This window comes from Mycobacterium sp. pW045 (assembly GCF_041287085.1).
Taxonomy (GTDB): Bacteria; Actinomycetota; Actinomycetes; order Mycobacteriales; family Mycobacteriaceae; genus Mycobacterium; species Mycobacterium algericum_A.
The window spans coordinates 28,808-54,455 of sequence record NZ_JBGGKU010000017.1 but is presented as its reverse complement, the minus strand read 5'-3'; the positions used below and the strand labels follow the sequence as shown (position 1 = coordinate 54,455).

Genomic DNA, 25,648 nt, shown 5'->3' with positions numbered 1-25,648 from the left:
AACGTCGAAACGCCCCGCCATCGCCCGCATCGCATCCGGGTCGGTCATAAAACGTGCTGCCACTTGTCTCTCCTTGTCTTGAAGTTCGTTGATCGGTTGGTTGACGTCGTTGTCTTAGGTCGCCGGCATGCCCGTCACCCCTGCTCGTTCAATCCGCTCAGCCGGCCGAAGCCGCGTTGGCCGCCTCGGTGGCTGCATAAGAGGTGGCGCTGTTGTTGAGCGTGGCGACGAACATCTCGTGGATCGCCGCGGCCTGAGCGCTCACCTGCTGGTACATCGTCGCGTGGGCGGCGAACTGCGCAGCGGTCAACGCCGAGACCTCGTCGGCGGCGGCCGGAACCACACCGGTGGTCGGAGCCGCAGCAGCGGCGTTCTGCGCGTTGAGCGCTGCTCCGATACCGCTGAGGTTCCCCGCAGCGGCGGCGAGCGCCTCCGGTTGCGTGTTCACGAACGACATTGACGTCCCTCCTCGGATCGCTGTCAGCAATCTTTCCGCCCCAAAGCCTAAGCGCTCGGAAAGGCCGAAACGGCCGATTATGCCTACTGTTCACCTGCCGACAGCAACTGTTCATCTGGTGACGCCCGCGAGGCGTGGCGCGGCCCACAAAACAGGGACGACCTGCCGAAACACGAGACTGTAATTCACCTGCGGGGTGGGTCTGCGGGCGTTTCGCCGGAGTAGCTGCAACGAGGCGCGCCGTTTAAATCTGGCCGCGGCGAATTGCCGGCGACGCCGCTGAAAGTTCCGCCGCCAGCAACCGCCGCGGCGCCGTTACTCGACGCCACGGCGGTTGTCGCGACGGGGCGGCTCAGCGCACCGGCGCAGCGGTACGTTCCTGGGTCGGTGCCCGCCGCAGCTCCGTGGCGGCGACCTGCACGAACACCCCGGTGTCCTCGGCCATCAGCAGGCCACGTCCGCGGGGCAGCGGACCGCCCTTCATCTTGCCGCGAATGAAGCCCTCGTCGGGGTCGGCGTCCATCACCAGCAGCGGCGCATTGGCCTGGTGGAGCGCCCGCAGCAGCGGATCGCTGCCCGCCGACGACCAGCCGCCGAAGCTGCGGGTGGCGATGACGTGCAGGCCGACGTCGGCCGCGCGGGTCACCCAGGGCGCGGCCTTCTGGAACGGCGAGTCGAAGCCCGGCGGGAACTGCTGGATGTCGTCGATGATCAAGAAGATGTCCGGCCCGCTCCACCAGGTACGCGACAGCAGTTCCTCGGCCGACAGACCCGGCGGTGGCTCACGGTTGGCCAACGTGGCGGCCAGCTCGTTGACGAGTGCCACCGCCCCGTCCATGTTGTAGGCGAACTTCTCCACGTAGTCCGAGCCCAGGGTGGTCAACAGCTGCCGACGGGGGTCGATCAGCCACACCTGCGCCGACCGCTGCGTGGTGGGCGGCGCGGTACTGGAGCCGGGCGCGTACAGCCGCTCGATCTCACTCATGATGGTGGCCAGCGTGGTGGTCTTGCCGGACTCGCGGCGCCCGGTCACCATCAGGTGCCCGTTCTCGGCGAAGTTCAGATAGACCGGCTGCAGGTCGAGTTCGGAGATGGCCCACGCGATGCCGCCGGCCCCCACGCCCTCGCGCTGGTCGTTGACCGCGACGGCCCGCACCTCGTCCAGCCCGAACCGCGCCGGCAGCCGCCGCACCGGGCGCACCCGGCCCACCGCCACCTGGCTGACCGCGGCACCCACGCTGTCGGACTCGAACACCTCATCGTCGGTGTCGGCCATCGCGGGCCGGGCGATCAACGTGTGCAGACCGGACTGGGGATCGCTGTCCAGGCGCACGTAGTTGACCGCGACCATGCCCCGGCCCGGTTTGACCGGGACGTCCTTGGCGAACCGGGAACGCACCAACTTGGCGTCCTCCACCGCGGCCAGCCGCAGCTCGACCCGGGATCCGAAGCCACTTCGGACCGGGGGCCGCAACTCCGACTCGCGGTCGGCGGTCACGACCACGTGCACGCCGAACGAGGGGCCCTGGTTGATGATCTGGTTGATCTGTTCGACGAGCACCTCGTTGTCCTCGGACAGCGCACGGTAGTTGTCGACCACCAGGTAGACGTCGCCGAAACCGTCGTTGGGCACGCTTCCGGGGGCGCCGTCGAACTTGCGGCGCCGGAAGACCTCCATCGAGGCCACATCGTTCTCGAGGAAGCTGCGTTTGCGGGTGCGCACCAGCGCCAGCAGTTCGGCCACCGTACGACGGACCCCGTCGGGGTCGGTCGGCCCGCAGACACTGCCCACGTGCGGCAGGCTGGCGACCGTGGTCAGCGAGGTGCCGCTGTAGGCCAGGCAGTAGAACTGGACCTGTTCGGGGGTGTGAGTCAGCGCCGCCGCAGAGATCAGCGTCTGCAGCGCGATCGTCTTGCCCGCACCGCCGGCCCCCAGGATCAGCACGTTGGCGCCGGGCCCGGAGGTGTCCACCGTCCACGGTGGCTGGTCGTGCTTGTAGGGCCGGTCGATGAGACCGATCGGGAACACCAGGTCGCGCCGGGTGCCGTAGTTCTCCTGCCACGGGTGGCCCAGGTAGCGGTTCACCAGCTCATCGATGGCCACCGGTTCGTCCAACGGCGGCTGCCACAACCGATACGGCTCGAAGTCGATCTGGCGCAGCTGATCGATGATCACCGTGCCCACCTTGGGAATCCGGATCCAGTCCTCTTCCTCGGCCGGGGGCTCCTCGGCGGGGGTGGCGGTGATGGCCGGCATCTCGTCGGCCGCTTCGATCTCGGTGCCGCTGACGCTCACCTCCAGCGGGGTGAACGCGGTGGTGAACAGCTGCGGCCGGATGTAGTCGATGGAGTGCACCTGCGGCAACTGTTCGTCGTCGAGCATGCCGCCACGCTGATAGTCGCGCCACAGGAACTCGGCCTGGAAGCGGATGACCTCTTCGCCGCTCTTGCGGAAATAGCCGAGGCCGGCCTTGGCGGGCAGGTTCACCGCGTTCGGCACGCCGGCGGCCTGTGCCGCACCGGCCGTCTGCGCCTTGAGCACCAGCCGGTAGCCCATGTTCTCCATCAGCTTCTCGGCGCGGCTCTCGATGGTTTGCGACGCCATCATCAGGTGCACCCAGTAGGCGCGGCCCTGCCGGCCGATCGAGTCCAGCACCTCCACCGCAGTCGGCATGATGCGGAACCACTCGTAGAACTCGTCGATCACCACCACGAGCATCGGCAGCGGCGGCAGACTGTGGTCCCCACGCGCGGCCATCCGGGACCGGATCTCGTTGTACTCCTTGGCGCCGTCAACGCCCGCGCTGTCACACATCGACTTGCGGCGGGCGATCTCGCCCCACATGGCTTCCAGGAAGCGCTCCATCAGCGCCTGGTCGTCTTCCAGGTCGGTGATGATCCGCGACACGTGCGGCACCCCGGAGAACGGCTTGACCGCCGAACCACCCTTGAGGTCGGCAAGCACGAATTGCAGCTCGTCGGGCGAATGGCCCAACAGCAGCGACTCGATCACGGTGCGCACCAGCGTCGACTTACCCGAGCCGGTGGTTCCCGACATGACGCCGTGCGGGCCGTCGCCGCCCTCGTCCAGTGACTTCATGTCGAGGAACAGCAGCTCGCCGTTATCGGAGCGGTTGCCGAACGGGACGCGCAGCCGAGCCCGGCTGCCCTCGTTCTGCCGGCTCGTCCACAACTGGTTGAAGTCGATGCGTCCGGCATCCTCGATGCCGTAGTAGGAAAGGATGTCGCGAGCCCCGATGTGGTGCGTCACGCGCTGGCCGATCTCTTCGTAGGCCTCGGCGAGCCGCCAGTGCGCCATCCGCTGCGCGAACTGCTCGGCGTCGGTCAGGCTGAGCTGATCGGCCAGGGCGAAGAACCACTCGTTGTCGTCGATGACCATCCAGGTGTCGCGGTCGCGCGGCAGGGCGTTGATGATGCCCTTGTCGTCGAAGCGCAGTACCCGCTGTGACACCCCGCGCCACTCCGGGGCGCCGGTCAGGTCGAAGAATGTGACCCCGTCGATGCCCTCGGTGGTGTTGACGTACTCCCACTGCGGATCGACGCCGTCGACGACGATCAGGTGGTGCGGCGTCGGCGTCTCCGCCGACGAGCTGGCGTGGCGCGGCATGAAGGAGCCGCGCCCGGAGAACAGGTCGCCGTGTTCGGCGGCGAAGTCGCGCACCGAGCCGTACACCATGCGGGCGTTACCGGCGGCGTCCTGCCGGCGGGGGTCGCCGAAGTGCGGCAGCCATTTCACCCAATCCCACTGCTCCACATCGGAAGTGACGACGACCATCCGCAGGTGGTCGGGCCCGTGGGAGAAGGCGAACTGGCAGATGATGGCACGCATCAGCCCGAGCACGTGCTCGCGGTCGCCGACCAGTGAATACCACGGCTCGACCAACAGCGAGACCATCTTCGGCAGGTTGTAGACCACGCTTTGGTAGCGCCCGAACTCCTGCAGCGCCTTGCCGGTCACCGGTTCCAGCTCGATGTCGGTCGGCATGTTCTGCGGCTCACCCCAGGTGACCTCCGGCCGCGTCATGCCCACCCCGACCCGGGCCAGCCCGAAGTTGAGGTCCTTGCCGTTGGGTTGACGCTCCCACATCCGCGACGACCCGACCGCCGCGGACAGCGTGGACGGCGCCGGGTGGTACCACCGGTAGTTGGCGTCCATGCTGTCTGCGGACTCCGCGGCCGACTCGCGCAGCCGGTCCAGCATGAGCATGAACTGGGCGCGCATCGCGTCGAGCTTGGGGCGGCTCAGTTGCTGGGCGCCACCGCCGAAGCGGCCGCCGAACATCATCATCGCGATGCCGCCGATCATGAAGATCGGGAAGATGGCGCCGGCGCCCAGGAACATCCGGGAGCCGTTGGCCACGGTCATCGAGACCATGCCGACCAGCAGGCCGACGACCAACACTCCGACCACCACCAGCCACCACGGCTTGCCCTCCGGCGGCGGCACGCTCAGCGGCGTGGGCAAGACGATGTTCTCCGGCTTGACCACTGGGGCGCGTTCCGGCGTCGGCCGGGCGAATCCACGTTTCACTTGGGCACCGCCAATTCTGCAGGGCTCATATCGGTCGGCAGGGTGTCATGACGTACCAAGGCGTCCTCGCGGGACAGCGTCGGGCCGTGCGCCAGCAGCCGCAACGCCACCGACGGCGCCAGTGCCGGTTCGCTGACCAGCCCCAGCGCCTTGCGCTCATCGTCGCCGGGCACCCCGAAGCGCACCCCCGACGCGGACAGCCACCACAGCGATTCCCGCGTGGAGGCGTCCGGATCGTTGCCGGTCACCGCGACGAAGTTGCCGTAGCCCGGACCGAAGTAGACCCGGTCGGCCTGCGGCATGTTGTTGTTATTGGTCTTCACCAGTGATACCACCCGGTTGAGTTGCTTCTGCGGCACGGGAATCGTGGGGCCGGACACCACCTGGATCCGGGCCCGACTGTCACCGTTGGACCGCTCCCACCACCAACAGGTGGACGGGTTCTCCTTCATGTCGACGACCTTGAGCGGTCCTTCGGGGTAGGCCGACAGGTCCAGCCCGGTGACCACGGGCATCTTCGCCAGCTCCGGCGGCGCCACCACCACTGGCGCGCCGCCGGCGGTCGCCCCGGCGTTCTGCAGGATGCGTGCCACCACCGGCGACACCGTCTGCACGCCGTTCATCAGCACCACCGAATATTGCTGCGGCCCAGCCAATTGCGGAGTGGTGAAGACGGTTCCAACCGGCCCGGGGGCGTTGGGGAAGGCCGGCGGACGGCCGGCCTCCGGGACGAACGGCACCGCCAGCTCCGGGCCGACCGGCAACGCGTCGAAAAGCGCCTGGCTCATCGGCCGTGCATGCTCGACCTGTTCGGGGGTGAGGCCCAGCGGCAACAGCACCGCCCGGTCGGCGGCATCGATACGCGACCTCCGGCCCTGCCGAACCACCCACGACTCATCGTTGTAGCGCAGCACGACGGCGTCCGGGCCGTCGAGCACCCGGCGGCGGGAGTTGAGGTCCGGGCTGCCGTCGATGACCGTCACCGTGACCGGCGACGGCGCTCCGACCCCCTGCACGTTGGCCACGGTGTCGCAGATCAACCACGACGACGACGACGGTGAGGTCGGCAGAATGTCCGAAGGCGCGCCCGGGATACCGACCAGCGGGCCGTGCGGCTGCTCGGCGATCTGCGCCGAGCGCACTTTGTGCGGATTGTCGGCGCGGCCCGCGATCAGCCGGGCCGATGCCAAATTCAGTGCCGGATATAAGGTGTCGCCGACCCGCACATACAGCGCCCCGGAGTCGCGGTCGGCGATGATCGGCGATTCATTCAGCTGACCCGATGGGCTCAGAAACGACCACAGCAGCGCACCCAGACAGATGACCGAGGCCGCCGATACCGAGGCGACCACGGCCAGCGCCTGGCGCCGGCCGGGTTCGACTTCCATCCGCACCTGCCAGCGGGTCAACGCCATCGCGGTCCGCCGCGCCAGGAATTGGTACCCGGTCATCTGGGTGCGTGTCGACAGCCCCAGGCCGTAACCGGGCCCCCGCTGTTCGTCAGCCACGGTGCGCCCCAGCCCCCGCCGGCCGGACTGGCCGGCGACGAAGCCGTTCCGGTGCCATATAGGTCGTCATTTACCCCTGCCTGATCACAAGTTTCTCCACTGCGCATGCTAGCCGTGTTGCGCAGTGACCGCCGTCCGCGCAGATTGCAATCCGGCGGCGATGGCGAATCCAGGTCCGCGATTCTGACTCGAATTATGAGGGCGTCAGGTGAACGGTCAGTTACGTGCGAGATACACCTGAGCGCAACGGCGCGCCGCTTGGCGGGATCCGGATCCCCGTCCGGAAAAAATCGTGCCGATCGAAAGCCGCCGGTCGGCGAATCCGGGCCGGTGACCGACTCGCGGACCAAAACCGCATCCGCGGCCGCGGCACCCGCTGCGCAGGACGAATCTGCAGGTCAGAGGTTGCTGCTAAGAACCTGTGCATTTGGTGTCAGACCGGCGGCCCGCGGCCCCGACGGCTGTACTGTCGCGAGCGTGACGACGTTCGACGGACAGGGCGCTGAAGGCCAGCTCGACCCTCGGGGGCCGGCCACTTCACCAGCGACGCAAGAGACCACTCACCGTGTGAACTACTCCACCGACGTCGTGGACGTCGAGCTGGAACTGGAGCAGGGCTACCGCACCGAGATTCACAAGAATCACGACGACACCGTCGACGTCGAGACATACGGGGGTGGTTTCGACCTGTCCCGGCGGGCGATCGCCCCGCACCTGCGGATCGGCCGTGACAGGTGGCTGAACCTGTTGTGGCTGATTCCGATCGGGTTCGTCGGGCTGGTCGCGGCGATCGCGGCCGGCAAGGGTATCCGCAACATCCCCGGTGTGGAGGAGTTCATCGCCGAATACCCCGGCAGCATGCCGTCCACGAAGGTCGAAAGCGGGCTGCCCGCGTGGCTGGGCTGGTCGCATTTTTTCAACCTGTTCATGATGATGTTCATCATCCGATCCGGAATCCAAATTCTCTGCGATCACCCGCGGCTGTACTTCAGCCGTAACTCGACGCCCGGTAAAGACGAATGGTTGCGGGTGGGCCCCCCGGTCCCGGACGACCCGTACTGGACGGCCAACGCCGATACCGTCGCGCTGCCGCGGCACTTCGGGCTGCCGGGCTTCCGGCATTCGATCGGGCTGGCCCGCTGGTGGCACCTGGGCCTGGACGTGCTGTGGCTGCTCAACGGTGCGGTGTTCTACGTCCTGCTGTTCAGCACCGACCAATGGCGCCGGATCATCCCCACCAGCTGGGACGTCTTCCCGCACGCCGCCTCGGTGATGATCCAGTACATGTCGTTGAACTGGCCCGACGACCACACCTGGACCAATTACAACGCGCTGCAGTTGATCTCCTACTTCGTCACGGTGTTCATCGCCGCACCGGCCGCGGTGATCACCGGCCTGGGTATGTCGCCGGCGCTGTCCCAGCGCCTCGGGCTGATCAGCAAGCACCTGCGCCTCAACATCCAGGTGGCACGCTCACTGCACTTCCTGGTGCTGGTCTACTTCCTGATGTTCATCCTGGTCCACGTCACGATGGTGTTCGCCACCGACGCGTTCGACAATCTCAACCACATGTTCGCAGCGCGCGGATGTGTCGAAGGCGCCGAGCCGGGATGCCACAGCGCCACGGGCTTCTATGTCTTCTGCGCGGCCGCCGCGGTGTGCATCGTCGCCTGGTTAGCCGCGACCCCGCTCACGATCAAATACCCGCGGGTGGTGCAGAAGGTGGGGTTCGCCCTGATCGGGCCCTTCCAGCGTTCGCTGGAGAAGCTCAACCCCGAGCCCGGCACCTTCACCGAGGACGACATCTCACCGTTCCACTGGCGCAACGGCCGGCTGCCCGAGACCGTCGAGTACAAGGAACACGAGGCCAGCGACTTCAAGGACTGGCGGCTCAAGGTGTACGGGCTGGTCGAGAACCCGATGGAATTCAGCCTGGAAGACCTCAAGGCGCTGCCCTACCACGACCAGATCACCCAGCACTTCTGCGTGCAGGCCTGGTCCGGGGTGGCCAAGTGGGGTGGCGTGCAGATGTCGACGATCATGGAGATCGTCAAGCCACTACCCGAGGCGAAATGGGTGGTGTTCTACTCGATGGGCCTGGGCGCCACCGGCGGGATCTACTACAACGCGCACCCGGTGGACCAGATGTGGCATCACATGTCGATGCTCGCCTACAACATGAACGACGAGCCGCTGCCGTACATGCACGGTCGCCCGCTGCGGCTACGCAACGAGTTGCAGCACGGCTACAAGCTGGTCAAGTGGATCAAGGGCATCGAGTTCGTGGCGTCCTACAAAGAGATCGGCAGTGGTCACGGCGGCTACAGCGAAGACCACAAGTTCTTCGGTCGCCACCAGACGATCTGACGTTCCCCAGCGCACGGAAGGGGCCGGCCCGTCGGGGTGCGGCCCCTTCCGTGCGTTCGACGCCGGTTCGCCGACGCCTTCAGGGACCCGGCATCGAATCCCCATCCGGCTCGCAGCCCCGCCGACTAATATTCCGCACCGTAATCCTTTTTATTGATGGGATCGGGCGAGGAATCGGGTTATGGCAGACATTGACGAGAACCACCGTCGCACGGCACTGGTGAGCCACCGCGACGAGCTCACACCGGCACACCATGTCGTCGACCACGAGACCTGGGCGGGCGGCCTGGGCGAGAAGATGGCCACCGCTCCGCGGCTGCGCGTCGGCAAAAACCGATGGTTCAACCTATTGTGGTTGCTCCCAATTGGTTTCGCGGCACTGGTTATCGCTGTCGCGGTAGCGAGGTATCTGGTGGGCTTCCCGGCGGTCGCCGCCTTCGTCCACCGGTACCCGGGTACCGTCGCGACCGGCGGAACCGCCGGAATACCCGCCTGGGCCGGCTGGCAGCACTTCTTCAATCTTTTCCTGATGACGTTCATCGTCCGGTCAGGCATCCAGATCCTGGCCGACCATCCGCGGTTGTACTTCAGCCGCAACGCCACCCCGGACACCGACGAGTGGTTCCGCATCGCCGGGCCGGTCCCGAAGGACCCAATGTGGACCGCCAAACAGGACTCGGTGGGCCTGCCCGACCAACTCGGCCTGCCCGGGATCCGGCACGCCATCGGGCTGGCCCGCTGGTGGCATCTCGGTGCGGACGTGTTGTGGCTGGCCAACGGTGCGGTGTTCTACGTGCTGCTGTTCACCACCGGGCATTGGCGCCACCTCGTGCCGACCAGTTGGGCCGTCTTCCCCAACGCCTTGTCGGTGGGCATGCAGTACCTGTCGCTGGACTGGCCCGACGACAACGGCTGGGTGGCCTACAACGGCCTGCAGCAGCTCGCGTACTTCACCACCGTGTTCATCGCCGCCCCGGCAGCGGTGATCACCGGGATCGGGATGAGCCCGGCGGTGTCCATGCGGCTGACCCGCATCAGCAAGCGGCTGAGCATACAGCTGGCCCGTTCGCTGCATTTCTTGGTGATGGCCTACTTCCTGGTGTTCATCCTGGTGCACGTGACGTTGGTGTTCGCCACCGACGCGGTGCGCAACTTCAATCACATGTTCGCCGCTCGGGACGGTTCCGGTCTCGCCGGCTTCTGGGTCTTCGCCGCGGCGATGGCGGTGACCGCCCTCGCCTGGGTGTGGGCGACCCCGTTCACCTACCGGCATCCGCGGGTGGTGCAGCGCGTCGGCTACGCACTGATCGGCCCGCTGCAGCGACTGTTCGAGCACGTCAACCCCGAACCCGGCGGTTTCACCGAGGAACACATCTCCCCGCACTTCTGGCACAACGGGACCTACCCCGAGACCGTCGAGTACAAGGAGATGTTCGCCGGGGATTTCGCCGACTGGCGGCTGCACGTCTACGGATTGGTGGAGCACCCGAGGGATTTCTCGCTGGACGAGCTGAAGGCCCTGCCCTACCACGAGCAGATCACCCAGCACTTCTGCATCCAGGGGTGGTCGGGGGTGGCCAAGTGGGGCGGGGTGGCGATGAAGACCGTCCTCGACATCGTCAGACCACTGCCGGAGGCCAAGTGGGTGGTGTTCTACTCCATGGCGCCCGGTTCCGAGGGCGGGCTCTACTACGACGCCCACGCCATCGAGCAGATGGACCACCATCTGACGATGCTGGCCTACCGAATGAACGACGAACCGCTCAGCTACGGCCACGGCGCGCCGCTGCGGCTCCGCAACGAATTGCAGCACGGCTTCAAAATGGTCAAGTGGCTCAAGGGAATCGAGTTCGTCGAACACTTCCGCGAGGTGGGCGGCGGCTACGGCGGCTACAACGAGGATCACGAGTTCTTCGGGTACCGGCAGACGCTGTAACTCGCGCGCCCGCCGGGCCGTCGTAGGGTAGATCCAGTCAACCGAGCGACGGGAGCGTCCATGCGGAATCGCGGTATCGGAAAGTCAGTCCTGTCGGTGGTGGCGGCCGGGATCGCGGTGGGCGCGATGGCGACCGGCTGCGGTGACTGCGAGAACGATTCAGACGACGCGGGCTACGGCGAGGTCACCACCGCGCCCGGCGCCCCGCTGGCCCCGATGACACCGATTGCCCCCGACGAAGCCGTGCCGGAGCAGACCGTCGGCCCAGAGGCCCCGCTGACCAGCGCGGCACCTGCCGTCGAGCACCCCGCGCCGCAGGGCGGAGCGACGCCCCAACCCGCGCCGGCGGCACCCCGGGTTCCGTCAGCGCCTGCGGTTCCCGCCATCCCCGCCATCCCCGCCATTCCGGCGATCCCGGCGATCCCGGCGATTCCTGCCATCCCCGCGATCCCCCACCCGTAGCCGGCCGGCCCGCGGCCTCGGTGACACTCGTCACCCGGTCAGATGCCCGTCCAGGCCGAGTCCAGCCGCTCGGCGACGTCGATGACCTGTGCTTGCTGCGACTGCGGGCTCTCGATTTCGTCGGCGACATAGCTGGCGATGAACCGTCGGATCTCCCCGTCGACCCCGGCGAAGATCCGCAGCAGCTCACCTCGGATGGACGTCGACGACACCTCCACGGTGATGTCGGACGGCCGCGGTTTCGGCACGTCGATGATCAGCAGCAACGGTTCGGCGGCCCGCGCCGTGGCCCGCAGCGCGATGTCACCGGCCACGGTGAACCGCTGCTTGTCCAGGCGCAGGTCGATAAGCAGGTCGATCTCCAGCGGAATGTGGATGGCGAACGTGAGCAGATCACCCAGGCCGCGAGTCACCCGGGGCTGTTGAATCCGCACCTTCGCGCTGACCCGGGCGATCCCGCCCGGCCCCTGCCGCATCGGGGGCATCTCGAACTCATCACCGGCGATCGCGGCGAACGCCGCTGCCACCCGCTCTTCGGTGACCGCGATCTCGAAGAACTTCCGCCCGAACTCTTCGTAAGTCAGGTAGCTGAGGTTCTGCATAGCTTGATACCGTCTCACGTCCACATCGGCAACGGCCGCTGATCGGCGTGCGCGTCGCCATCTTCTCACCCGGGCGCCTCGCGGCGCGCGGAACCGGGTCGGCGCGCCGATGCCGGCCGGGGGCGTGGCCGTCGCCGGACCGGCTCGGACGAGCATCGCGCCGGCGGTCGCCGGCAGGCCCGGATTTCCCCGCTTTGACGCCGTTCGGCTCCCGCGTACCGGCCGTGATCACCACCGCGACGGCTCAGGCCAAGCACCGCGCGGCGCCGAGCTGGCCATCGTTTCGAAAATCATTGAATAATGATGGATGGCAAGCAGTTTCATTGACACTGTGGGCCGAGAAATCGATACACGTTGCGCTGCAGATCTTCTCAATGCTTTTACCGGTATAACCAACGTAGTCGCCTGTCCACCAAGGCGATTGGTCGCGCAACATGAATCAAATTTACTAGCAACAACTCTCAACAGGCCGCCTACACCGCATCTACCAGTACTTCAACGTCGAAATCCGGTCTGCACGGCTTATTTTCGCCCCGCTACCTGGTGTTTTACGTTGTGGCGTAATGCCTAACAACTTCAACGTCAAACGTGATGCCTGCCACAGATTTTGGTTCGCTCAGTTAGCCATTGTTAATGTGCCTGGTCATGTTTGGTCTCGAAGCGCTGATGGCGCTCATCCAGCAGGTTTCGGGCACGCCGTACATCTCCGGTGGGGACAGCCCCGCCGGGACGGACTGCTCGGGTCTGGCGTCGTGGGTGTCGAACGTCGCCACCGGCCGGCCGGCATTCGGTGACCGGTTTCACACCGCCAACGAGGAGTCGGCTCTGCTGGCGCGCGGCTTCCAGTACGGCACCGCGCCGGGTGCACTGGTGGTGGGCTGGAACAGGAGCCACACTGCGGTGACGCTGCCCGACGGCACTCCGGTGTCCAGCGGCGAGCGCGGCGGCGTGAAGATCGGTGGTGGCGGCGCCTACCAGCCGCAGTTCACCCACCACATGTACCTGCCGATGCCTACCGAGGCACCCGCCGACGAAGCGGCGCCGGTGCAGTTCGCAGCCATGGTGGAGCCAGCTCCCGCCCCCGAGCCGGCCGCCGAGCCGATGGGCATGGAGATGGCCCCGCCGTTCGACGCACCGCCCCCGTTCGAAGCACCGCCCCCGTTCGAAGCACCGCCTCCCGAGGCGCCGCCCTTCGAGGCCCCGCCTGCCGAGGCGCCGCCGATGGACGCCCCGGCGTTCGGCGAGCCGCCGACCGAGCCCGGCCCCGAGCCAATCGAGCGCGACGCGCCGCCGCAGCCCTAACCCGCGCCGTCGACTCGGCGTCGTGCCAGCAACCACGCCAGCCCCTGCCCTTCGCCGTCCGCGATCACCTCGAGACCGGCGAATGCCTCGCGGAGCTCACCGGGCGCGGCACGGAACCGCCCGGCGACGCTGCCGACCTGGCTGAGCGCGGTCACGGCCAGCAGCCCGCCCGGTGTCAGGCGCTCCAGCATCGGTGCGTCCAGCCGGCGGTCCCGGAACCGGGCGCAGTAGATCACGTCAGCCGGCGGCCCGTCGGGCAGCCCACCGTCGAGGTCCACGACCTCGAAGCGGCACCGGTCGCCGACGCCGCTGCCTGCCGCCAGGGCGCGCGCCTGCTCGATCGCAACCGGGGACACATCGAAGCCCCGCACCGCTAGCCCCCTGCGGGCGAGCCAGACCGCAGCGGTGCCCTGCCCGCAGGCGACGTCAACCGCATGGCCCGCGGTCGGGAACTCGTGGCGGAACGCCGTGAAGACCGCTGCCGGGCCGAGCGCGTCCGGCGACGGCAGATCCCGGTCCGCGTATGTCGCATCCCAGCGGGTCCGGTCATCGTCGCTCACTCGATGGACGATACTGCGGTGGTGAAACTGCACCCCTGGATTGCGTTACTGCTGTTCGCGGTGGGCGCAGCGGCAGGCTTGGTCGGTGATCACTCCCATGTGGTCACCGGAACCACTGAATACCTTCCGCCGTCGCGTGCGGTGCCGTTCGTGTGGAGCAGCCCGATCTGGTTCGCGGTCATGGTCGGTGCCGGCACCGTGATCCTGGCGGAGCTGCGGCTACATCTGCCCGCGGTGCGGACCGAGGTCACGGTGCGCCAGGGAGTCGCCGGCGTCGCCGCCGTGTTGGGCAGCTACGTCGTGACCGCCATCGCGCACGCCGCACCGCAAGTGCCGATCACGACGCTGATCTGCGCATTCGCGGTGCTCACCTACTGCGCCCTGGGGGATCGTCCCGCCATGGTGTGCGGTGTGCTGGCCGCGGTGTGCGGCCCGGCCATCGAGATCGCGATCGCCGCGGCGGGCCAGTTCCGCTACGCCACAGATTCCGATGCGTTGTTCGGGGTGGCCCCATGGCTGGTTCCGCTGTACTTCGCCTTCGGGATCGTCGCTGCATTGATCGGCGAAATCGCCGCCGCCACAAGAGCGCCGAGGCCCTAGGATCTAGAGGCTGTGGACCCGCTCACACTCGGTGGATATCACGCCCAGCAGTGTGCCCGCGTCACCCACAACCTGTTCTCCCCCGTCGTCGTGGAACCGGTGGCACTCTCGCCGGAGCGGGTGGCATTGCGCGAGGCCGGCATCGCCTTCGAAGCGGCCGTCTTCGATGAGTTGCGGTCGCAGTACCACGATTCGGGGGCGCTGCTGGTGCTCGACGCCGACGTCGGCCGAAGCGAGCAGCAACGGGCGACCCGGGCGGCAATGGATGCCGGTGTCGATGTGATCGCCGGCGCGTGGCTGCCGGAGGTGAACAGCCGCGTCGGGCGGCCCGATGTGCTGATCCGTTACCGGAACGGCTATCTGCCCGTGGACATCAAGAACCACCGCACGCTGAGCGCCGCGAAAACCTCCGAAGTGCAGGTGTCGACGCTATCGGCGCCGGATCAGCTGCACACCTTCCCCGGTTACAGCGATCACGGCGCGCGCTGGCGCGACGACGTCATGCAACTGGCGCACTACACCCGGATGCTGCAGGAGTTGGGGTATCACCCGGGCCTGAACCGCGGCGGCATCATCGGCAGCTCCGATCTCACCGAGGTCATCGGGCAGGAGCATGCCATCACGTGGTACGACCTCGATGCCGAAGCCTTCCTCACCTACTCCGCCAGCGACCCCGAACACCGCAAGAAGCGCTCTGCTCTGCAGCGGTACGACCATGAGTTCACCTTCCGGCTGGACGTCGCGCGCGCCGCGGCGTCCGGGCGCGAACTGGTGCGGCCCTACCGGATCGCTGACTGCGATTCCTGTGATTGGTTCGAGCACTGCGCCACCGTGGCCGGCGAGGACGACGCATCGTTCGCCCTCGAGACCGGCCACCTCAACGTCCGGGAGTGGCAGTACCTCTACCGGCACTGCGGCGACGGCACGACGTTGAGCGTCGCGCAGTTGGCCCGGGTCGACCCGGACCACCACGCCGAGGCATTCCGCATCCAATCGGTGCGCACCCAGAAGCCGGAAGAGCGGCTGGCCAAGGCCGTGCGGCGTGCCCGGATGAGCTGCGCCGGCATCGATTACGAACAACACCGCCCCGGGCACCCGACGGTGCCGTCCGCCGACATCGAGGTTGACTTCGACATCGAGTGGGATGCCGACTCCCGGATCTACCAGTGGGGTCTGCGCATCCGGGATGGCCAGGACGACGCCACCGCGCACTACGACCCGGTGGTGTCGTTCGAGCCGCTCGACGAACACGGCGAAGCGCAGCTCGCCGACGAATTCGTCTCCCGCATACGGCAACTGCGTGAGCAGGCCGCACGGGAGGATAAATCGCTGGCCGTCTTCCACTGGCATCACGCCGAGCGGTCGAGGACCCGCAGGTTTCCCGGCGTCGTCGAAGTCCTCGACGGACTCACCCACGACCTGCATCAATGGTTCGAGGCCGAGTACTTCGCGCGCACCTCCTCGTCGATCAAAAGCGTCGCCGGGTATTTCGGCTTCGAGTGGGACGTCGACGACGCAGGCGGGCTCGCGTCCCAGCTGGCGATCGACGTCGCCCGCGGGTGTGGACCGGAGGCCGACATCGCGCGGCAGTGGTGTCTGCGATACAACGAGTGCGATGTCGCGGCGCAGGCGGCGATTCGCGACGGGTTGCGCTCCGCCTCCCGGTGAACCAGCTCAGCTTCGCTGCACCGACGGGCAAATTTCAGCGTGTGCGGCGTCGACGACCTGGCTGGCCGTCTGCTTGGGAACCTGAAGGTAGACCGAGATCTGTTCGACGATCAGGCTGGTCGGGTGCTTCGGGAACTCCAGGCACGCGGTCCGCCCGGCGGCCAGCCGCGGCGCTTCGCTGCCGGGCGGGAACTGCCCGCGGATGGCGTTGAGGTAGGCCATCTCCCCCGCGTTCGGGTAGGTCGACTGTTGCTCGGCGCAGAGCAGGATGTCGGCGCTGTTACCGCAGTAATCGGGATCGCGGGGATTGAGCGGGTCGGCGTGGGCCGACGACGCGGCACCGATCAGTCCGGCCAGCGCGGCGGCCGCCAGGGTCGGCAGCAGGGTGGTTGCGTTCACGTCCAGCGCCTTTCTGTTTCTCGCCGCTGACGCTAGCAGCTGTTCGGCCGCTATCGGGAGCTCTTGCTCCTCGCCAACCAAGCGGCCAAACCCCGTAACATCGCCACCATGAGTTGGGTCTCCCGGATCACCGCACCCCTGGCCGCCGGCTGCGTCTCGGCGGTGGCCTGGGTGCTCCCTGCCCCTGCCCACGCCGACGACAGCGGCTTCATGAAATACCTCAACAGCCACGGCTACACCGCTCGCTACGCCGGCGACGAACCGATATCCGAGCCGAGCGTGCGCGCGCTCGGGCACATGATCTGCGAGAACCTGCGCGTCGGCCGGAGCGTGGAAGCCCAGCAGCCGAATTATCCGGCGTGGCCGCAGTTCACCCTCATCGCCGAGGCCGCCCAGCACGAGCTGTGCCCGGGCGTGTAGACCACGCGGGATCCCGGCCCGGGTGTCAGCCGGGCGCGCCGGGGGTAATTCGGTGGCATGAGGTTGCGCAGGAGCCAGATCGGCGCCTCCGGAATCCGCCGGATCAAACGGGGCCGCGGCTTTTCCTACACCGACGGAAACGAGCCTGTCGACGACCCGGCGGTGCTCGCTCGGATCAAGGAACTGGCCATCCCCCCGGCCTGGCGAAACGTATGGATCTGCCCGCACCCCAACGGTCACATCCAGGCCGTCGGGACCGATGCCGCCGGGCGGCGCCAGTATCTGTACCACCAGCAGTGGCAGGCAGAGCGAGCCGAAGAGAAGTACGACCGGGTGCTGAACCTGGCCAAGATGCTGCCGCAGTGGCGCGCCGACCTCCTGACCGACCTGGGCGGCCGCGGGCTGACTCGCGGCCGGGTGCTGGCCATCGCCCAGCAGCTGATCGACCGGGGTTATTTCCGGGCCGGCGGCGAGGAATACGCCCAGGAGAACGGCAGCTTCGGGCTGGCGACCCTGCTACGTGACCACGTCCGGATACGCAGCGGTGGCGTGGACTTCGACTACCCGGCCAAGAGCGGCGTACGGCGGACGGTGTCCGTCGACGATCCGCTGGTGGTGCGGGCGGTGCGCGCGTTGTTGCGCGCCCCCACCGAGATTCCCCGGTTATTGGTGTACCGCACGCCCGAGGGCTGGTGCGAGGTGCGCGCCGACGACCTCAACGAGCGGTTCCGGGAACTGACCGATGAGCAGTTCAGCGTCAAGGATCTTCGGACCTGGCATGGCACCGTGCTGGCAGCCGAGAACTTCGCCACTGCTCGCGAGCCGACATCGAAAACCGTACGCCGACGGGAGATCGCCGCGGTAATGCGTTGCGTCTCCGAGGAGTTGGGCAACACGCCGGCGGTGGCCCGTGGTTCCTACGTGGACCCGCGCGTGGTGGAGGCCTACGAGCAGGGCATGACCATCCGCGCGGCGCTGAAGCGGGTGAAGCCCCGCGGGAAGGAGTCCGCCCGCCGGGCCGCCGCGGAGAACGCGACCGCCCGATTGATCCGGCGTATCGACCGGGCGCGGCGCTGAATTGCGCCGCCGGTTGCGGCTTTCGGCGGTTAGGATCGGTTGATGCGTCACGCGATCCACGTGCCCCTGTTCGGCACGCTCGCCGACCCGTGTGCGATCACCGATATCGCCTGCGCCGCTGAGCAGAACGGTTGGGACGCGCTGTTCGTATGGGATCACGTCCTGAGTCCGGTTGCCGGTGAATGGGATATCGCCGACCCCTGGATCACGCTGGCTGCCGCGGCGACGTCGACCGAGCGCATCCGGCTGGGACCGATGGTGACTCCGCTGCCCCGCCGCCGGGTGGTCAACGTGGCCCGCGAGACCGTCACCCTGGACCGGCTCAGCGGTGGCCGGGTGACTCTGGGGCTGGGCACCGGCCGTGACGTCTGGCGCGAGTATTCGGCCTTCGGCGACGACGGTGACCCGCGGCGGCTGGCCCGCGTCCTCGACGAGGCCACCGCGGTGCTGACCGCGTTGTGGTCCGGTGAAACGGTGACCCACCGCGGCGAGATCGTCGTCGACGGTGTCCGCCTCGCTCCGGGCTCGGTCCAGCAGCCGCGAATACCGGTGTGGTTCGGCACCAATCGGAGCGGTGGCGCGCCGATCGAGCGTGCCGCCCGCTATGACGGCATCTTTCCGCTGGGAATGGGTCCCGACGGGATCGCCCGCATCGCCGAGACGGTTGCGGCTACCCGCGGCGGTCTGGCCGGTTTCGACATCGCGGTGGCCGCCGGCCCGGACGCCGATCTCGATCGGCTGCGCGCGCTCGGCGCGACCTGGGCGGTGCGCGAATTCTGGCCGGGCGACTGTCCCGACAAGATCGTACGGGTCATCGAGCGGTGCGCCCCATGAGCAGCTGAGGAGGCCGGCGTGCAGATCCATCGCGGCAACATCGTGTTCACCCCGACGCCGCAGGACTTCGTCACGCTCGCCGACGGTTACGTCATCGTCGGCGACGACGGTCTCATCGCCGAGTGCGTTGCCGAACTGCCGGACCGGTACGCCGATGCGCCGGTCACCGACCACGGCGACCGGCTGATGCTGCCGGGCTTCACCGATGCGCATGTGCACGCCTGCCAACTGCCGATCACCGGATTGCAGGGCAGCACCGAGCTGATCGACTGGCTCCACACCCTGACCTTCCCTCAGGAGGCCGCGTTGCGCGACGCCGGCTATGCGGAAGCCGTCTACGGTGAGTTCGTCGAATGCCTGCTGCGCAACGGCATCACCAGTTCGATCGTGATGGGCACCATCCACGCCGACAGCACCGGCATTCTCGTCGACAAGCTCGTCGCGGCGGGACTGCGATCGTGTGTGGCCAAGGTGTCCCGGGACCGCAACGCACCGGCTGACTCCCGGGTGGACACCGCACAAGAGATCGCCGACTCCCGGCATTTCATCAAGCAGACGCTGTCCAAGTCGCCGCTGATCACTCCGGCCGTCGGCCCGAGTGTGGCCATGGTCTGCTCGCGCGAGCTGATGGCCGCCCTGGCGCAGCAGGCCGGCGAGTTCGGCATCCCGTGTCACATGCATCTGGCGGAGAACCGCACCGAGATCGAGAAGACCCTGCAGATGTTCCCGGACAGCGCCGACTTCGTCGACATCTATCAGCGCGCCGGTCTGATGGGCACGGCCGACACCGTGGTGGCCCATGCGATTCATCTCAACGACCGCGAAAAACGGGTGCTGCGTGACACCGGCATCCTGGTCGCACACTGCCCGCACTCGAATCTGAATCTGCTCAGCGGCGTGATGCCGCTGGCCGACTACCACGACATGGGTATCCGCGTCGGGCTCGGCAGCGACATCTCGGCCGGACATGCGCTGAACATGTTCCAAAACATCGTCGGCGCAATTCAATCCGGTGCCGTGAGCTATCTGGCCGAGCGCACCACACGGCCGGTGCGGGCCGCCGAGGCGTTCTACTGCGCGACCAAGGGCGGCGGCGGTTTCTTCGGCAAGGTCGGCAGTTTCGAGCCGGGTTTCGCGTTCGACGCGCTCGTCGTCGATGACTCGATGTGGACGCGGTTCAAGCGCATGACGCTGGCGCAGCGTGTCGAGAAGCTCATCTACTGCGGCGATGACCGCAACATCGAACGCGTCTACGTCTACGGTCGGCAGGTGAGATGAGTGAGGTGACGCGGTGACACCGCAGCAGCGCCGGGGTCAGGATCTGCTCTTCGATGCCCTGACCACCAAGGGGACCGCATTCAGCCACGAGGAGCGCCGTGAGCACGGCCTGCTGGGCCTGCTGCCCGTCGCGGTGAAAACCATTGCCGAACAGGCCGCGCACACCTACACCGAGTTCTCCACCCGCCGTGACGATCTGGACAAGCACATCTACCTGCGGGCGCTGCAGGACCGTAACGAGACGTTGTTCTATCGACTGCTCAGTGAACACATCGAGGAGATGCTGCCGATCGTCTACACCCCGACGGTCGGCGAGGCTTGTCGACAGTTCAGCGAGATCTACCGGCGACCGCGCGGGCTGTTCGTGTCGTATCCGGATCGGCAACAGCTACGGGAGGTGTTGCGCAACCGGCGAGAGCAGCAGATCAACGTCATCGTCGTCACCGACGGCCAGCGCATTCTCGGGCTGGGCGATCAGGGCATCGGCGGCATGGGCATCCCGATCGGCAAGCTCTCGCTGTACACCCTGATCGGTGGCATCGCGCCCGCCCGCACCTTGCCGATCATCCTCGATGTCGGCACCGACAATGTCGAATTGCTCGACGATCCGCAGTACCTCGGCTGGCGCCATCGCCGCATCAGCGACGAGGAGTACTACGCGTTCGTCGATGACTTCGTCGCGGTGGTGCACGAGGAACTGCCCGATGTGCTGCTGCAGTGGGAGGATTTCGCCACCACGCATGCACTTCCGCTGTTGGAGCGCTACCGCGACCGGTTACTGACGTTCAACGACGACATCCAGGGCACCGCCGCGGTGGCTCTCGGCGCACTGCACGGCGCCGTCCGGGCTGCCGGCCGGCCGCTGTCGCGGCAGCAGGTGGTGATGTTGGGTGCCGGTTCGGCCGGCATCGGCGTGCTGGAGATGATCCGCCAGGAGATGGTGGCGGAGGGGCTGACCGATGCGCAGGCCGCCGAAAGGATCTGGGCCGTTGATGTCGAGGGGCTGCTGACCGACGATCGCACCGATCTGTCCGACAGTCAGCGCCGGTTCGCGCAGCCCGCTTCCCGCCTGGCGGGTTGGGACGGCCGGGGCCTGGCCGATGTGGTGCGCCACGTCGACGTGGGGATCCTGCTGGGGCTGTCGACGGCGGCCGGCGCCTTCACCGAGGACATCGTGCGCGCGTTGGCGGCGAAGACCGACCACCCGATCATCTTCCCGCTGTCCAATCCGACGAGCCGCGCCGAGGCGCACCCCGCCGAGCTCGACGCGTGGACCGACGGACGCGCACTGATCGCTACCGGTTCGCCGTTCGCCCCGGTGCGCCGCGGCGGGCGGACCCGCCACATCGCGCAGTGCAACAACGTCTACATCTTCCCGGCGATCGGGCTGGCGGTGACCGCGGCGCGGGCGATCCGCGTCACCGACGCCATGATGCGGGTGGCGGCCACCACCCTCGGCGACACCTCCCCGGTGCTGTCCGACCCCGACCAGCCGCTGTTGCCGTCCTTCGCGGACCTGCCGGAGATCACCACCCGCATCGCGGCCGCCGTGGCGATCCAGGCGGTGCGCGACGGGGTCGCGCCGGGGGCCTCCGACGATGAGCTGGCAGCCGCCGTCCGACGGACACGCTGGGAACCGGAGTATGCGACTCGCTAACCGAGCTGGGCCACAGTCCTGCAATATGCGAGGTCAGTTCACTAAAGTGCTCGGGGTGGACAGAGGGAAGATCGCCCGGCAATGCGGTCGCGGCCTCGCCATCGTGGCGTCGCTGGCGGTCTCCGCCGCCCTCATCCATGCCCAGGGCACCCAGGATGCGGCGCCGAAACCCACCGAGACCGCCGAAGCGGCCCCGCCGCCCGCACCGCCGCCGCCCGCCGGCAAGATCCGCCTCGCCGACCCCGCCGAAGCCGCCGCGCTGGCCGCCAACGTGCCGATGCCGACCGAAGGCCAGCAGTTCACCTTCCCGCTGCCCGCCGGTGTCGCCCCCGAGAACGGACTGCAGGTCAAGACCATCTGGGCGGCCCGCACCATCGGCGTGCTGTTCCAGGAGATCAAGACCATCTACGGTTACCGGCAGGACCCGTTGCGATGGCATCCCGACGGGCTGGCCATCGACGTGATGATCCCGAACTATCACAGCGACGCCGGCATCCTGCTCGGCGATCAGATCGCCGGCTACGCGCTGGCCAACGCCAAGCGCTGGGGTGTCAACCATGTGATTTGGCGGCAGAAGATCTACCCGGGCGTCGGGGGCGGGAACTGGACGTCGGATTACGGCAACGAGACCGCCAACCACTACGACCACGTCCACATCGCCACCAACGGCGGCGGCTACCCGACCGGGCAGGAGACGTACTTCATCACCTCGATGACGCCGGCGCCGCCGGACTGAGTGCCGGCCAGCATCGGCGCGATCTCCCAGGATTGCGCTGGCTCCCCCGGCCGCGCTGGAATTGGTCCGCCGCACTCTTAGGGTGAACCCATGCAGATGTCCGCGCCGAAAGCGCATCAACCCGGTTCGCGGCATCTCGCCGCGCTGGTGGTCTCACTGGTCGCCGTCATCATCGTCGCGACGCTGGGAGGGCTGGCGTCCGCCGATGCCGCAGCCGACTACGGCAAGCTCGCCCAGCCCGGCTGGGCGCCGCCCAGCTACCTGTTCGGGCCGGTGTGGAGTGCCCTCTATCTGCTGATGGCGGTCGCGGCGTGGCTGGTCTGGCGCGTGAGCCCTCGGTGGACCAACCCGGCAGTCATCGCCTACGGCGTACAGCTGGCGCTGAACCTGGCATGGTCCCCACTGTTCTTCGGACTCGGCTGGCGGGGTCTGGCCCTCGTCGACATCCTGGTGCTGGACGTCGTCGTGGTGGTCACCATCGTCGCGTTCTGGAAGCTCCATCGCGTCGCGGCGCTGCTGATGCTGCCGTATCTCGGGTGGATCCTGTTCGCAACCGCGTTGAACTACTCGGTGTGGTCGCTGAACAGCTGAGAGGTGCGTGCAGGAGCGCTAACGGTGACGAACGTCGACGTATTCGGCGTACCCGCGGCTGTGCAAAGTGGTGTCGGCCGTGGTGATCTCGGCCCGATAGCCGAGAATGTGGCCGTGCCCGACGCCGACGCGTAGCGGGGTGCCGACGTGACCGCGCACCGTGATGCGACCGGGTGAGTCGATCGTGAAACCGGAGACGGCACCGTCAGCGCCGGTGTCGGCCGCGAACTCGACCGGTGAGCCACCGAATCCGGGCACATGCGATGTGCGCTCACTGGGGTGCCCGGAATAGGAGCGCAGGTCGAGGAATTCGCCGAGCAATTCCCCGGCCATCCCCACCCGCGCGAACAGCGCAAGACCGAAGCCGGGAACGTCGATCACGTGGTAGGTGAAGAAGTCGACGGGCAGCGCAGGCATCGGGCGACCCAAGCCCAAGCTGTTCGTTCCGACGCAGCGGGCGTATTCGAAGGTCCCGTTGCCCTCGAGGTCCACGGTGGTGCCGGCCGCGGTGAGCCGGCCGGTGAGTTGGCCGGGCAAGCTGAGATGGTGATAGCCCGGAATCCGCACAAACCACGAGGCGGCCCGCGGCTGCAGGTCGTAGCGCACCGATCCGGCCAGCTCCGGGGTGGCGATCCTGACCTCGACGCGCGGACGGGCGATACGCACCCGCACCTCGTCACCGAAGTGCAGCTCGGATCCGTCCGGACTCAACCGAAAGTCTCGGGAAGCAGAGCCGATCCGATAGAACGATCCGGCAGCGGTGGACACCGAAACGGTGCACACCTCGCGCGGCGCCGAGACCCCGGGCCCGTCAACGTCGAAGGCGGCCAGCCCCGGGCGTCCACGCATCACCATCAGTGACAGGTACCGGTGCGGCTCGGGCAAATTGGGCACCATCACGCCGTAGTGCGTCCAGCCGAACCGGCGTGAGTCGAGCAAGGGACGCAACCGGTAGGAGTCGGCGATGTTGTCCCGGTGCCCACGCCGTGACCCGCCGAGTAGACCCACCTGCGTCACCGCACGCGCCGCGCCCAGAAACGTCGAACCAACCAGCGCCACCGCCCCGCCCTCTCGAGATCGCTTCGATCGGTAATCGATTATCGCGGGCAGTCAGTGTAACCGGCGGTTCAGTCGACCTTCGGGCAGTAGAAGTGGGGGCTGTCGCGGTATTCGACCGGTGGCAGATTGCGCGCGGGGGTCTGCACCAGCGGGGCGTCGACGGGAAGCCGGCCCGAGGCACGGTCTAACGCCGAGCGCTTACGCGGGTGCATCAGTGCGCGCTTCGGCCCGTACTTGGAGACCAGCGTGATCGCCCTGCACAGATACCCGTGCAGCCGCTCCTGTCGCGCCGACCAGGTGTAGCCCATGAGTTCGCGCACCGGCGGGTCGTAGAGGGCCACCGTCATGAACGTCAGGAAGCGCTGCATCACCTTGAGGTTCAGCGCCCACAGCCAGTCGGGAATCCACTGCAGCGACGGGTGTTTGGGCATAGTCGACAGATCCATGACCTCGCGGGCGGCCCAGGTGTTCTCCAGCACGTTGGTACACATGTGGTCCCAGTACTCGCAGAACTCCTCCCAGGTCTTGGGCACCGGACGCATGCTCATGCCGTACATCCGGTACCAGGTGACGTGTTCGTCGAAGAGCTGGCGTTTGTCGTCCTCGCTGAGTCCGCCGGCGAACTTCTCGGCGGCCAACAGCGTCGACTTGAAGAACGTGGCGTGCGCCCAGTAGAAGACATCCGGGTTCAGCGCGTTGTAGCGGCGGCCCTGCTCGTCGACGCCCTTGATTCCGATGTGGTAGTCGCGGACCTCGGCGCCGGTCTGCGGGGCGCGGTAGCCGTCGAACACCACGCCGCCGATCGGGTAGATCGACCGCATCAGCCGCGGGATGCGCTCCATGAAGAAGATCGAGTGATCCTTGACCGCCGCGCCCAGCTGCGGGTGCATGTTCTGCATCGAGCCCGCCCAGGTCCCCTGAAACAGGCCCGTCCATTGACCGAAGTACTTCCAGGTCAGCGAGTCGGGGCCGAGTGGAACCGGTGGCGTGTCGTAGCCGCCGGTGCTCACCGGACAGCCCGGGGCCATCGCCGCATCGTCGGCCGCCGGACGGGTTTCCGACATGTCTTGAGTCACGAGCGCGCACTCCCAGTCAGTTTTGGACCATTTTGGACAACATGTGTTGTCAGTATCGACAGCTTAAAACGAGCCGGTGACCGCGGTCAACGGTCGGTCCGGCACGGTTGGCGGTCAGGGCGCGCGCGGTGTACCGCTTACCAGCGCATTTCCGTTGCCGCACGCGACTAGAACCGCCACAGGAACTGCGGGCACTGGCCCGCAACCACCGATCGGATGTACACCCGCGCGTCGGCGGCGGTGGCGTCCGGCCCGAGCACCTGCCGCACGGTCACCGAGTTCTCCAGTCCCTGGGGCGTATTGCCGGCGGCCAGCAGGCGGCAGATCGCGCTACCGGCCGGGTCAGCGGCCGCCGGGGCGGCGAACACGGTGATGCTCAGGGCCGTCAAGAGCACAACGTGACGGGCCAGTTTCCGCGATCTGGCGATGTGGTGACCGGTCCGCCGGACGACCGCGGTGTCCGATTTCCTCGGGTCTCCGACATACGGTCTGAATCTCGTGACGGCG

The 25,648-nt window shown here is 67.5% G+C and carries 22 protein-coding genes; 13 read left to right on the top strand and 9 right to left on the bottom strand.

Annotated features, from left to right (window positions below; translation table 11 throughout):
* Positions 1 to 157: 157 nt before the first annotated feature.
* The 3 genes from ACAG20_RS20645 to eccB form a co-directional block, all read right to left on the bottom strand.
* Positions 158 to 457: a PE family protein gene (locus ACAG20_RS20645; protein ID WP_112687843.1), complete on the bottom strand. Its 300-nt coding sequence runs from the start codon at positions 455 to 457 to the stop codon at positions 158 to 160.
* Positions 458 to 809: 352 nt separating this feature from the next.
* Entirely contained in the window at positions 810 to 5,009 is a 4,200-nt protein-coding gene (eccCa, locus tag ACAG20_RS20640) for a type VII secretion protein EccCa (RefSeq protein ID WP_112687841.1), read from the bottom strand.
* Positions 5,006 to 6,517, bottom strand: coding sequence for a type VII secretion protein EccB (eccB, locus tag ACAG20_RS20635; protein ID WP_370493942.1), 1,512 nt, complete (start codon positions 6,515 to 6,517; stop codon positions 5,006 to 5,008). The genes eccCa and eccB overlap by 4 nt, the downstream gene beginning before the upstream one ends.
* 567 nt (positions 6,518 to 7,084) lie before the next feature.
* Here eccB and ACAG20_RS20630 point away from each other — a divergent pair.
* The 3 genes from ACAG20_RS20630 (at position 7,085) to ACAG20_RS20620 (ending at position 11,282) form a co-directional block, all read left to right on the top strand.
* Positions 7,085 to 8,884 (top strand): molybdopterin-dependent oxidoreductase, encoded by a 1,800-nt coding sequence (locus ACAG20_RS20630; protein ID WP_112687837.1) that lies wholly within the window; start codon positions 7,085 to 7,087, stop codon positions 8,882 to 8,884.
* A gap of 181 nt (positions 8,885 to 9,065) precedes the next feature.
* On the top strand, positions 9,066 to 10,820 hold the full coding sequence (locus ACAG20_RS20625) for a molybdopterin-dependent oxidoreductase (protein ID WP_370493941.1): 1,755 nt from the start codon (positions 9,066 to 9,068) through the stop codon (positions 10,818 to 10,820).
* Between the two features lie 60 nt (positions 10,821 to 10,880).
* The gene (locus ACAG20_RS20620; RefSeq protein ID WP_370493940.1) at positions 10,881 to 11,282 is read left to right on the top strand and encodes a hypothetical protein; all 402 of its coding nucleotides are present in this window, start codon (positions 10,881 to 10,883) and stop codon (positions 11,280 to 11,282) included.
* A 38-nt stretch (positions 11,283 to 11,320) separates the two neighbouring features.
* On the opposite strand, the gene ACAG20_RS20615 is transcribed toward ACAG20_RS20620, so the two are convergent.
* Positions 11,321 to 11,884, bottom strand: coding sequence for a hypothetical protein (locus ACAG20_RS20615; RefSeq protein ID WP_370493939.1), 564 nt, complete (start codon positions 11,882 to 11,884; stop codon positions 11,321 to 11,323).
* Positions 11,885 to 12,529: 645 nt separating this feature from the next.
* Between ACAG20_RS20615 and ACAG20_RS20610 the strand changes: the two genes are divergently transcribed.
* Positions 12,530 to 13,186 carry a peptidoglycan endopeptidase gene (locus ACAG20_RS20610; protein ID WP_370493938.1) on the top strand — a complete coding sequence of 219 codons (657 nt, stop codon included), beginning with the start codon at positions 12,530 to 12,532 and terminating at the stop codon, positions 13,184 to 13,186.
* On the opposite strand, the gene ACAG20_RS20605 is transcribed toward ACAG20_RS20610, so the two are convergent.
* Complete coding sequence (locus ACAG20_RS20605; protein ID WP_370493945.1) at positions 13,183 to 13,695, bottom strand: cyclopropane-fatty-acyl-phospholipid synthase family protein; 513 nt, start codon at positions 13,693 to 13,695, stop codon at positions 13,183 to 13,185. The two genes, ACAG20_RS20610 and ACAG20_RS20605, sit on opposite strands and share 4 nt — an antisense overlap.
* A 54-nt stretch (positions 13,696 to 13,749) precedes the next feature.
* Between ACAG20_RS20605 and ACAG20_RS20600 the strand changes: the two genes are divergently transcribed.
* Together ACAG20_RS20600 and ACAG20_RS20595 are read left to right on the top strand one after the other, a co-directional pair.
* On the top strand, positions 13,750 to 14,346 hold the full coding sequence (locus ACAG20_RS20600) for a hypothetical protein (RefSeq protein ID WP_370493937.1): 597 nt from the start codon (positions 13,750 to 13,752) through the stop codon (positions 14,344 to 14,346).
* A 12-nt stretch (positions 14,347 to 14,358) separates the two neighbouring features.
* Complete coding sequence (locus ACAG20_RS20595; protein WP_370493936.1) at positions 14,359 to 16,014, top strand: recombinase RecB; 1,656 nt, start codon at positions 14,359 to 14,361, stop codon at positions 16,012 to 16,014.
* A gap of 6 nt (positions 16,015 to 16,020) precedes the next feature.
* Here the strand turns inward: ACAG20_RS20595 and ACAG20_RS20590 are convergent, their stop codons facing one another.
* Positions 16,021 to 16,413: a DUF732 domain-containing protein gene (locus ACAG20_RS20590; RefSeq protein WP_112685255.1), complete on the bottom strand. Its 393-nt coding sequence runs from the start codon at positions 16,411 to 16,413 to the stop codon at positions 16,021 to 16,023.
* Positions 16,414 to 16,521: 108 nt separating this feature from the next.
* Between ACAG20_RS20590 and ACAG20_RS20585 the strand changes: the two genes are divergently transcribed.
* The 7 genes from ACAG20_RS20585 to ACAG20_RS20555 all read left to right on the top strand — a co-directional run bounded on the left by ACAG20_RS20585 (position 16,522) and on the right by ACAG20_RS20555 (position 23,006).
* Positions 16,522 to 16,833 carry a DUF732 domain-containing protein gene (locus tag ACAG20_RS20585; protein WP_370493935.1) on the top strand — a complete coding sequence of 104 codons (312 nt, stop codon included), beginning with the start codon at positions 16,522 to 16,524 and terminating at the stop codon, positions 16,831 to 16,833.
* Positions 16,834 to 16,890: 57 nt separating this feature from the next.
* Positions 16,891 to 17,910 (top strand): DNA topoisomerase IB, encoded by a 1,020-nt coding sequence (locus tag ACAG20_RS20580; protein WP_370493934.1) that lies wholly within the window; start codon positions 16,891 to 16,893, stop codon positions 17,908 to 17,910.
* Positions 17,911 to 17,952: 42 nt separating this feature from the next.
* Positions 17,953 to 18,744, top strand: coding sequence for an LLM class flavin-dependent oxidoreductase (locus ACAG20_RS20575; protein ID WP_370493933.1), 792 nt, complete (start codon positions 17,953 to 17,955; stop codon positions 18,742 to 18,744).
* Between the two features lie 18 nt (positions 18,745 to 18,762).
* Positions 18,763 to 20,022 (top strand): amidohydrolase family protein, encoded by a 1,260-nt coding sequence (locus ACAG20_RS20570; protein ID WP_370493932.1) that lies wholly within the window; start codon positions 18,763 to 18,765, stop codon positions 20,020 to 20,022.
* A 13-nt stretch (positions 20,023 to 20,035) separates the two neighbouring features.
* Positions 20,036 to 21,679 (top strand): NAD-dependent malic enzyme, encoded by a 1,644-nt coding sequence (locus ACAG20_RS20565; RefSeq protein WP_370493931.1) that lies wholly within the window; start codon positions 20,036 to 20,038, stop codon positions 21,677 to 21,679.
* Between the two features lie 25 nt (positions 21,680 to 21,704).
* Positions 21,705 to 22,415 carry a glycoside hydrolase gene (locus tag ACAG20_RS20560; protein ID WP_370493930.1) on the top strand — a complete coding sequence of 237 codons (711 nt, stop codon included), beginning with the start codon at positions 21,705 to 21,707 and terminating at the stop codon, positions 22,413 to 22,415.
* A gap of 90 nt (positions 22,416 to 22,505) precedes the next feature.
* Positions 22,506 to 23,006: a TspO/MBR family protein gene (locus ACAG20_RS20555; RefSeq protein ID WP_370493929.1), complete on the top strand. Its 501-nt coding sequence runs from the start codon at positions 22,506 to 22,508 to the stop codon at positions 23,004 to 23,006.
* Positions 23,007 to 23,024: 18 nt separating this feature from the next.
* Here the strand turns inward: ACAG20_RS20555 and ACAG20_RS20550 are convergent, their stop codons facing one another.
* The 3 genes from ACAG20_RS20550 to ACAG20_RS20540 form a co-directional block, all read right to left on the bottom strand.
* Positions 23,025 to 24,065 carry a DUF6670 family protein gene (locus ACAG20_RS20550; RefSeq protein WP_370493928.1) on the bottom strand — a complete coding sequence of 347 codons (1,041 nt, stop codon included), beginning with the start codon at positions 24,063 to 24,065 and terminating at the stop codon, positions 23,025 to 23,027.
* Between the two features lie 68 nt (positions 24,066 to 24,133).
* Positions 24,134 to 25,129, bottom strand: coding sequence for an oxygenase MpaB family protein (locus ACAG20_RS20545; protein WP_370493927.1), 996 nt, complete (start codon positions 25,127 to 25,129; stop codon positions 24,134 to 24,136).
* Positions 25,130 to 25,308: 179 nt separating this feature from the next.
* On the bottom strand, positions 25,309 to 25,530 hold the full coding sequence (locus ACAG20_RS20540) for a hypothetical protein (protein ID WP_133258919.1): 222 nt from the start codon (positions 25,528 to 25,530) through the stop codon (positions 25,309 to 25,311).
* Between the last annotated feature and the right edge of the window lie 118 nt (positions 25,531 to 25,648).

Excerpts from the sequence above, each read along its gene's own strand:
- ACAG20_RS20610 (WP_370493938.1), top strand. The coding sequence starts at position 12,530 with ATGTTTGGTCTCGAAGCGCTGATGGCGCTCATCCAGCAGGTTTCGGGC.
- ACAG20_RS20575 (WP_370493933.1), top strand. The coding sequence starts at position 17,953 with ATGCGTCACGCGATCCACGTGCCCCTGTTCGGCACGCTCGCCGACCCG.
- ACAG20_RS20580 (WP_370493934.1), top strand. The coding sequence starts at position 16,891 with ATGAGGTTGCGCAGGAGCCAGATCGGCGCCTCCGGAATCCGCCGGATC.
- ACAG20_RS20555 (WP_370493929.1), top strand. The coding sequence starts at position 22,506 with ATGCAGATGTCCGCGCCGAAAGCGCATCAACCCGGTTCGCGGCATCTC.
- ACAG20_RS20625 (WP_370493941.1), top strand. The coding sequence starts at position 9,066 with ATGGCAGACATTGACGAGAACCACCGTCGCACGGCACTGGTGAGCCAC.
- ACAG20_RS20585 (WP_370493935.1), top strand. The coding sequence starts at position 16,522 with ATGAGTTGGGTCTCCCGGATCACCGCACCCCTGGCCGCCGGCTGCGTC.
- ACAG20_RS20600 (WP_370493937.1), top strand. The coding sequence starts at position 13,750 with ATGGACGATACTGCGGTGGTGAAACTGCACCCCTGGATTGCGTTACTG.
- ACAG20_RS20545 (WP_370493927.1), bottom strand. The coding sequence starts at position 25,129 with ATGTCGGAAACCCGTCCGGCGGCCGACGATGCGGCGATGGCCCCGGGC.
- ACAG20_RS20645 (WP_112687843.1), bottom strand. The coding sequence starts at position 457 with ATGTCGTTCGTGAACACGCAACCGGAGGCGCTCGCCGCCGCTGCGGGG.
- ACAG20_RS20560 (WP_370493930.1), top strand. The coding sequence starts at position 21,705 with ATGCGAGGTCAGTTCACTAAAGTGCTCGGGGTGGACAGAGGGAAGATC.
- ACAG20_RS20615 (WP_370493939.1), bottom strand. The coding sequence starts at position 11,884 with ATGCAGAACCTCAGCTACCTGACTTACGAAGAGTTCGGGCGGAAGTTC.
- ACAG20_RS20620 (WP_370493940.1), top strand. The coding sequence starts at position 10,881 with ATGCGGAATCGCGGTATCGGAAAGTCAGTCCTGTCGGTGGTGGCGGCC.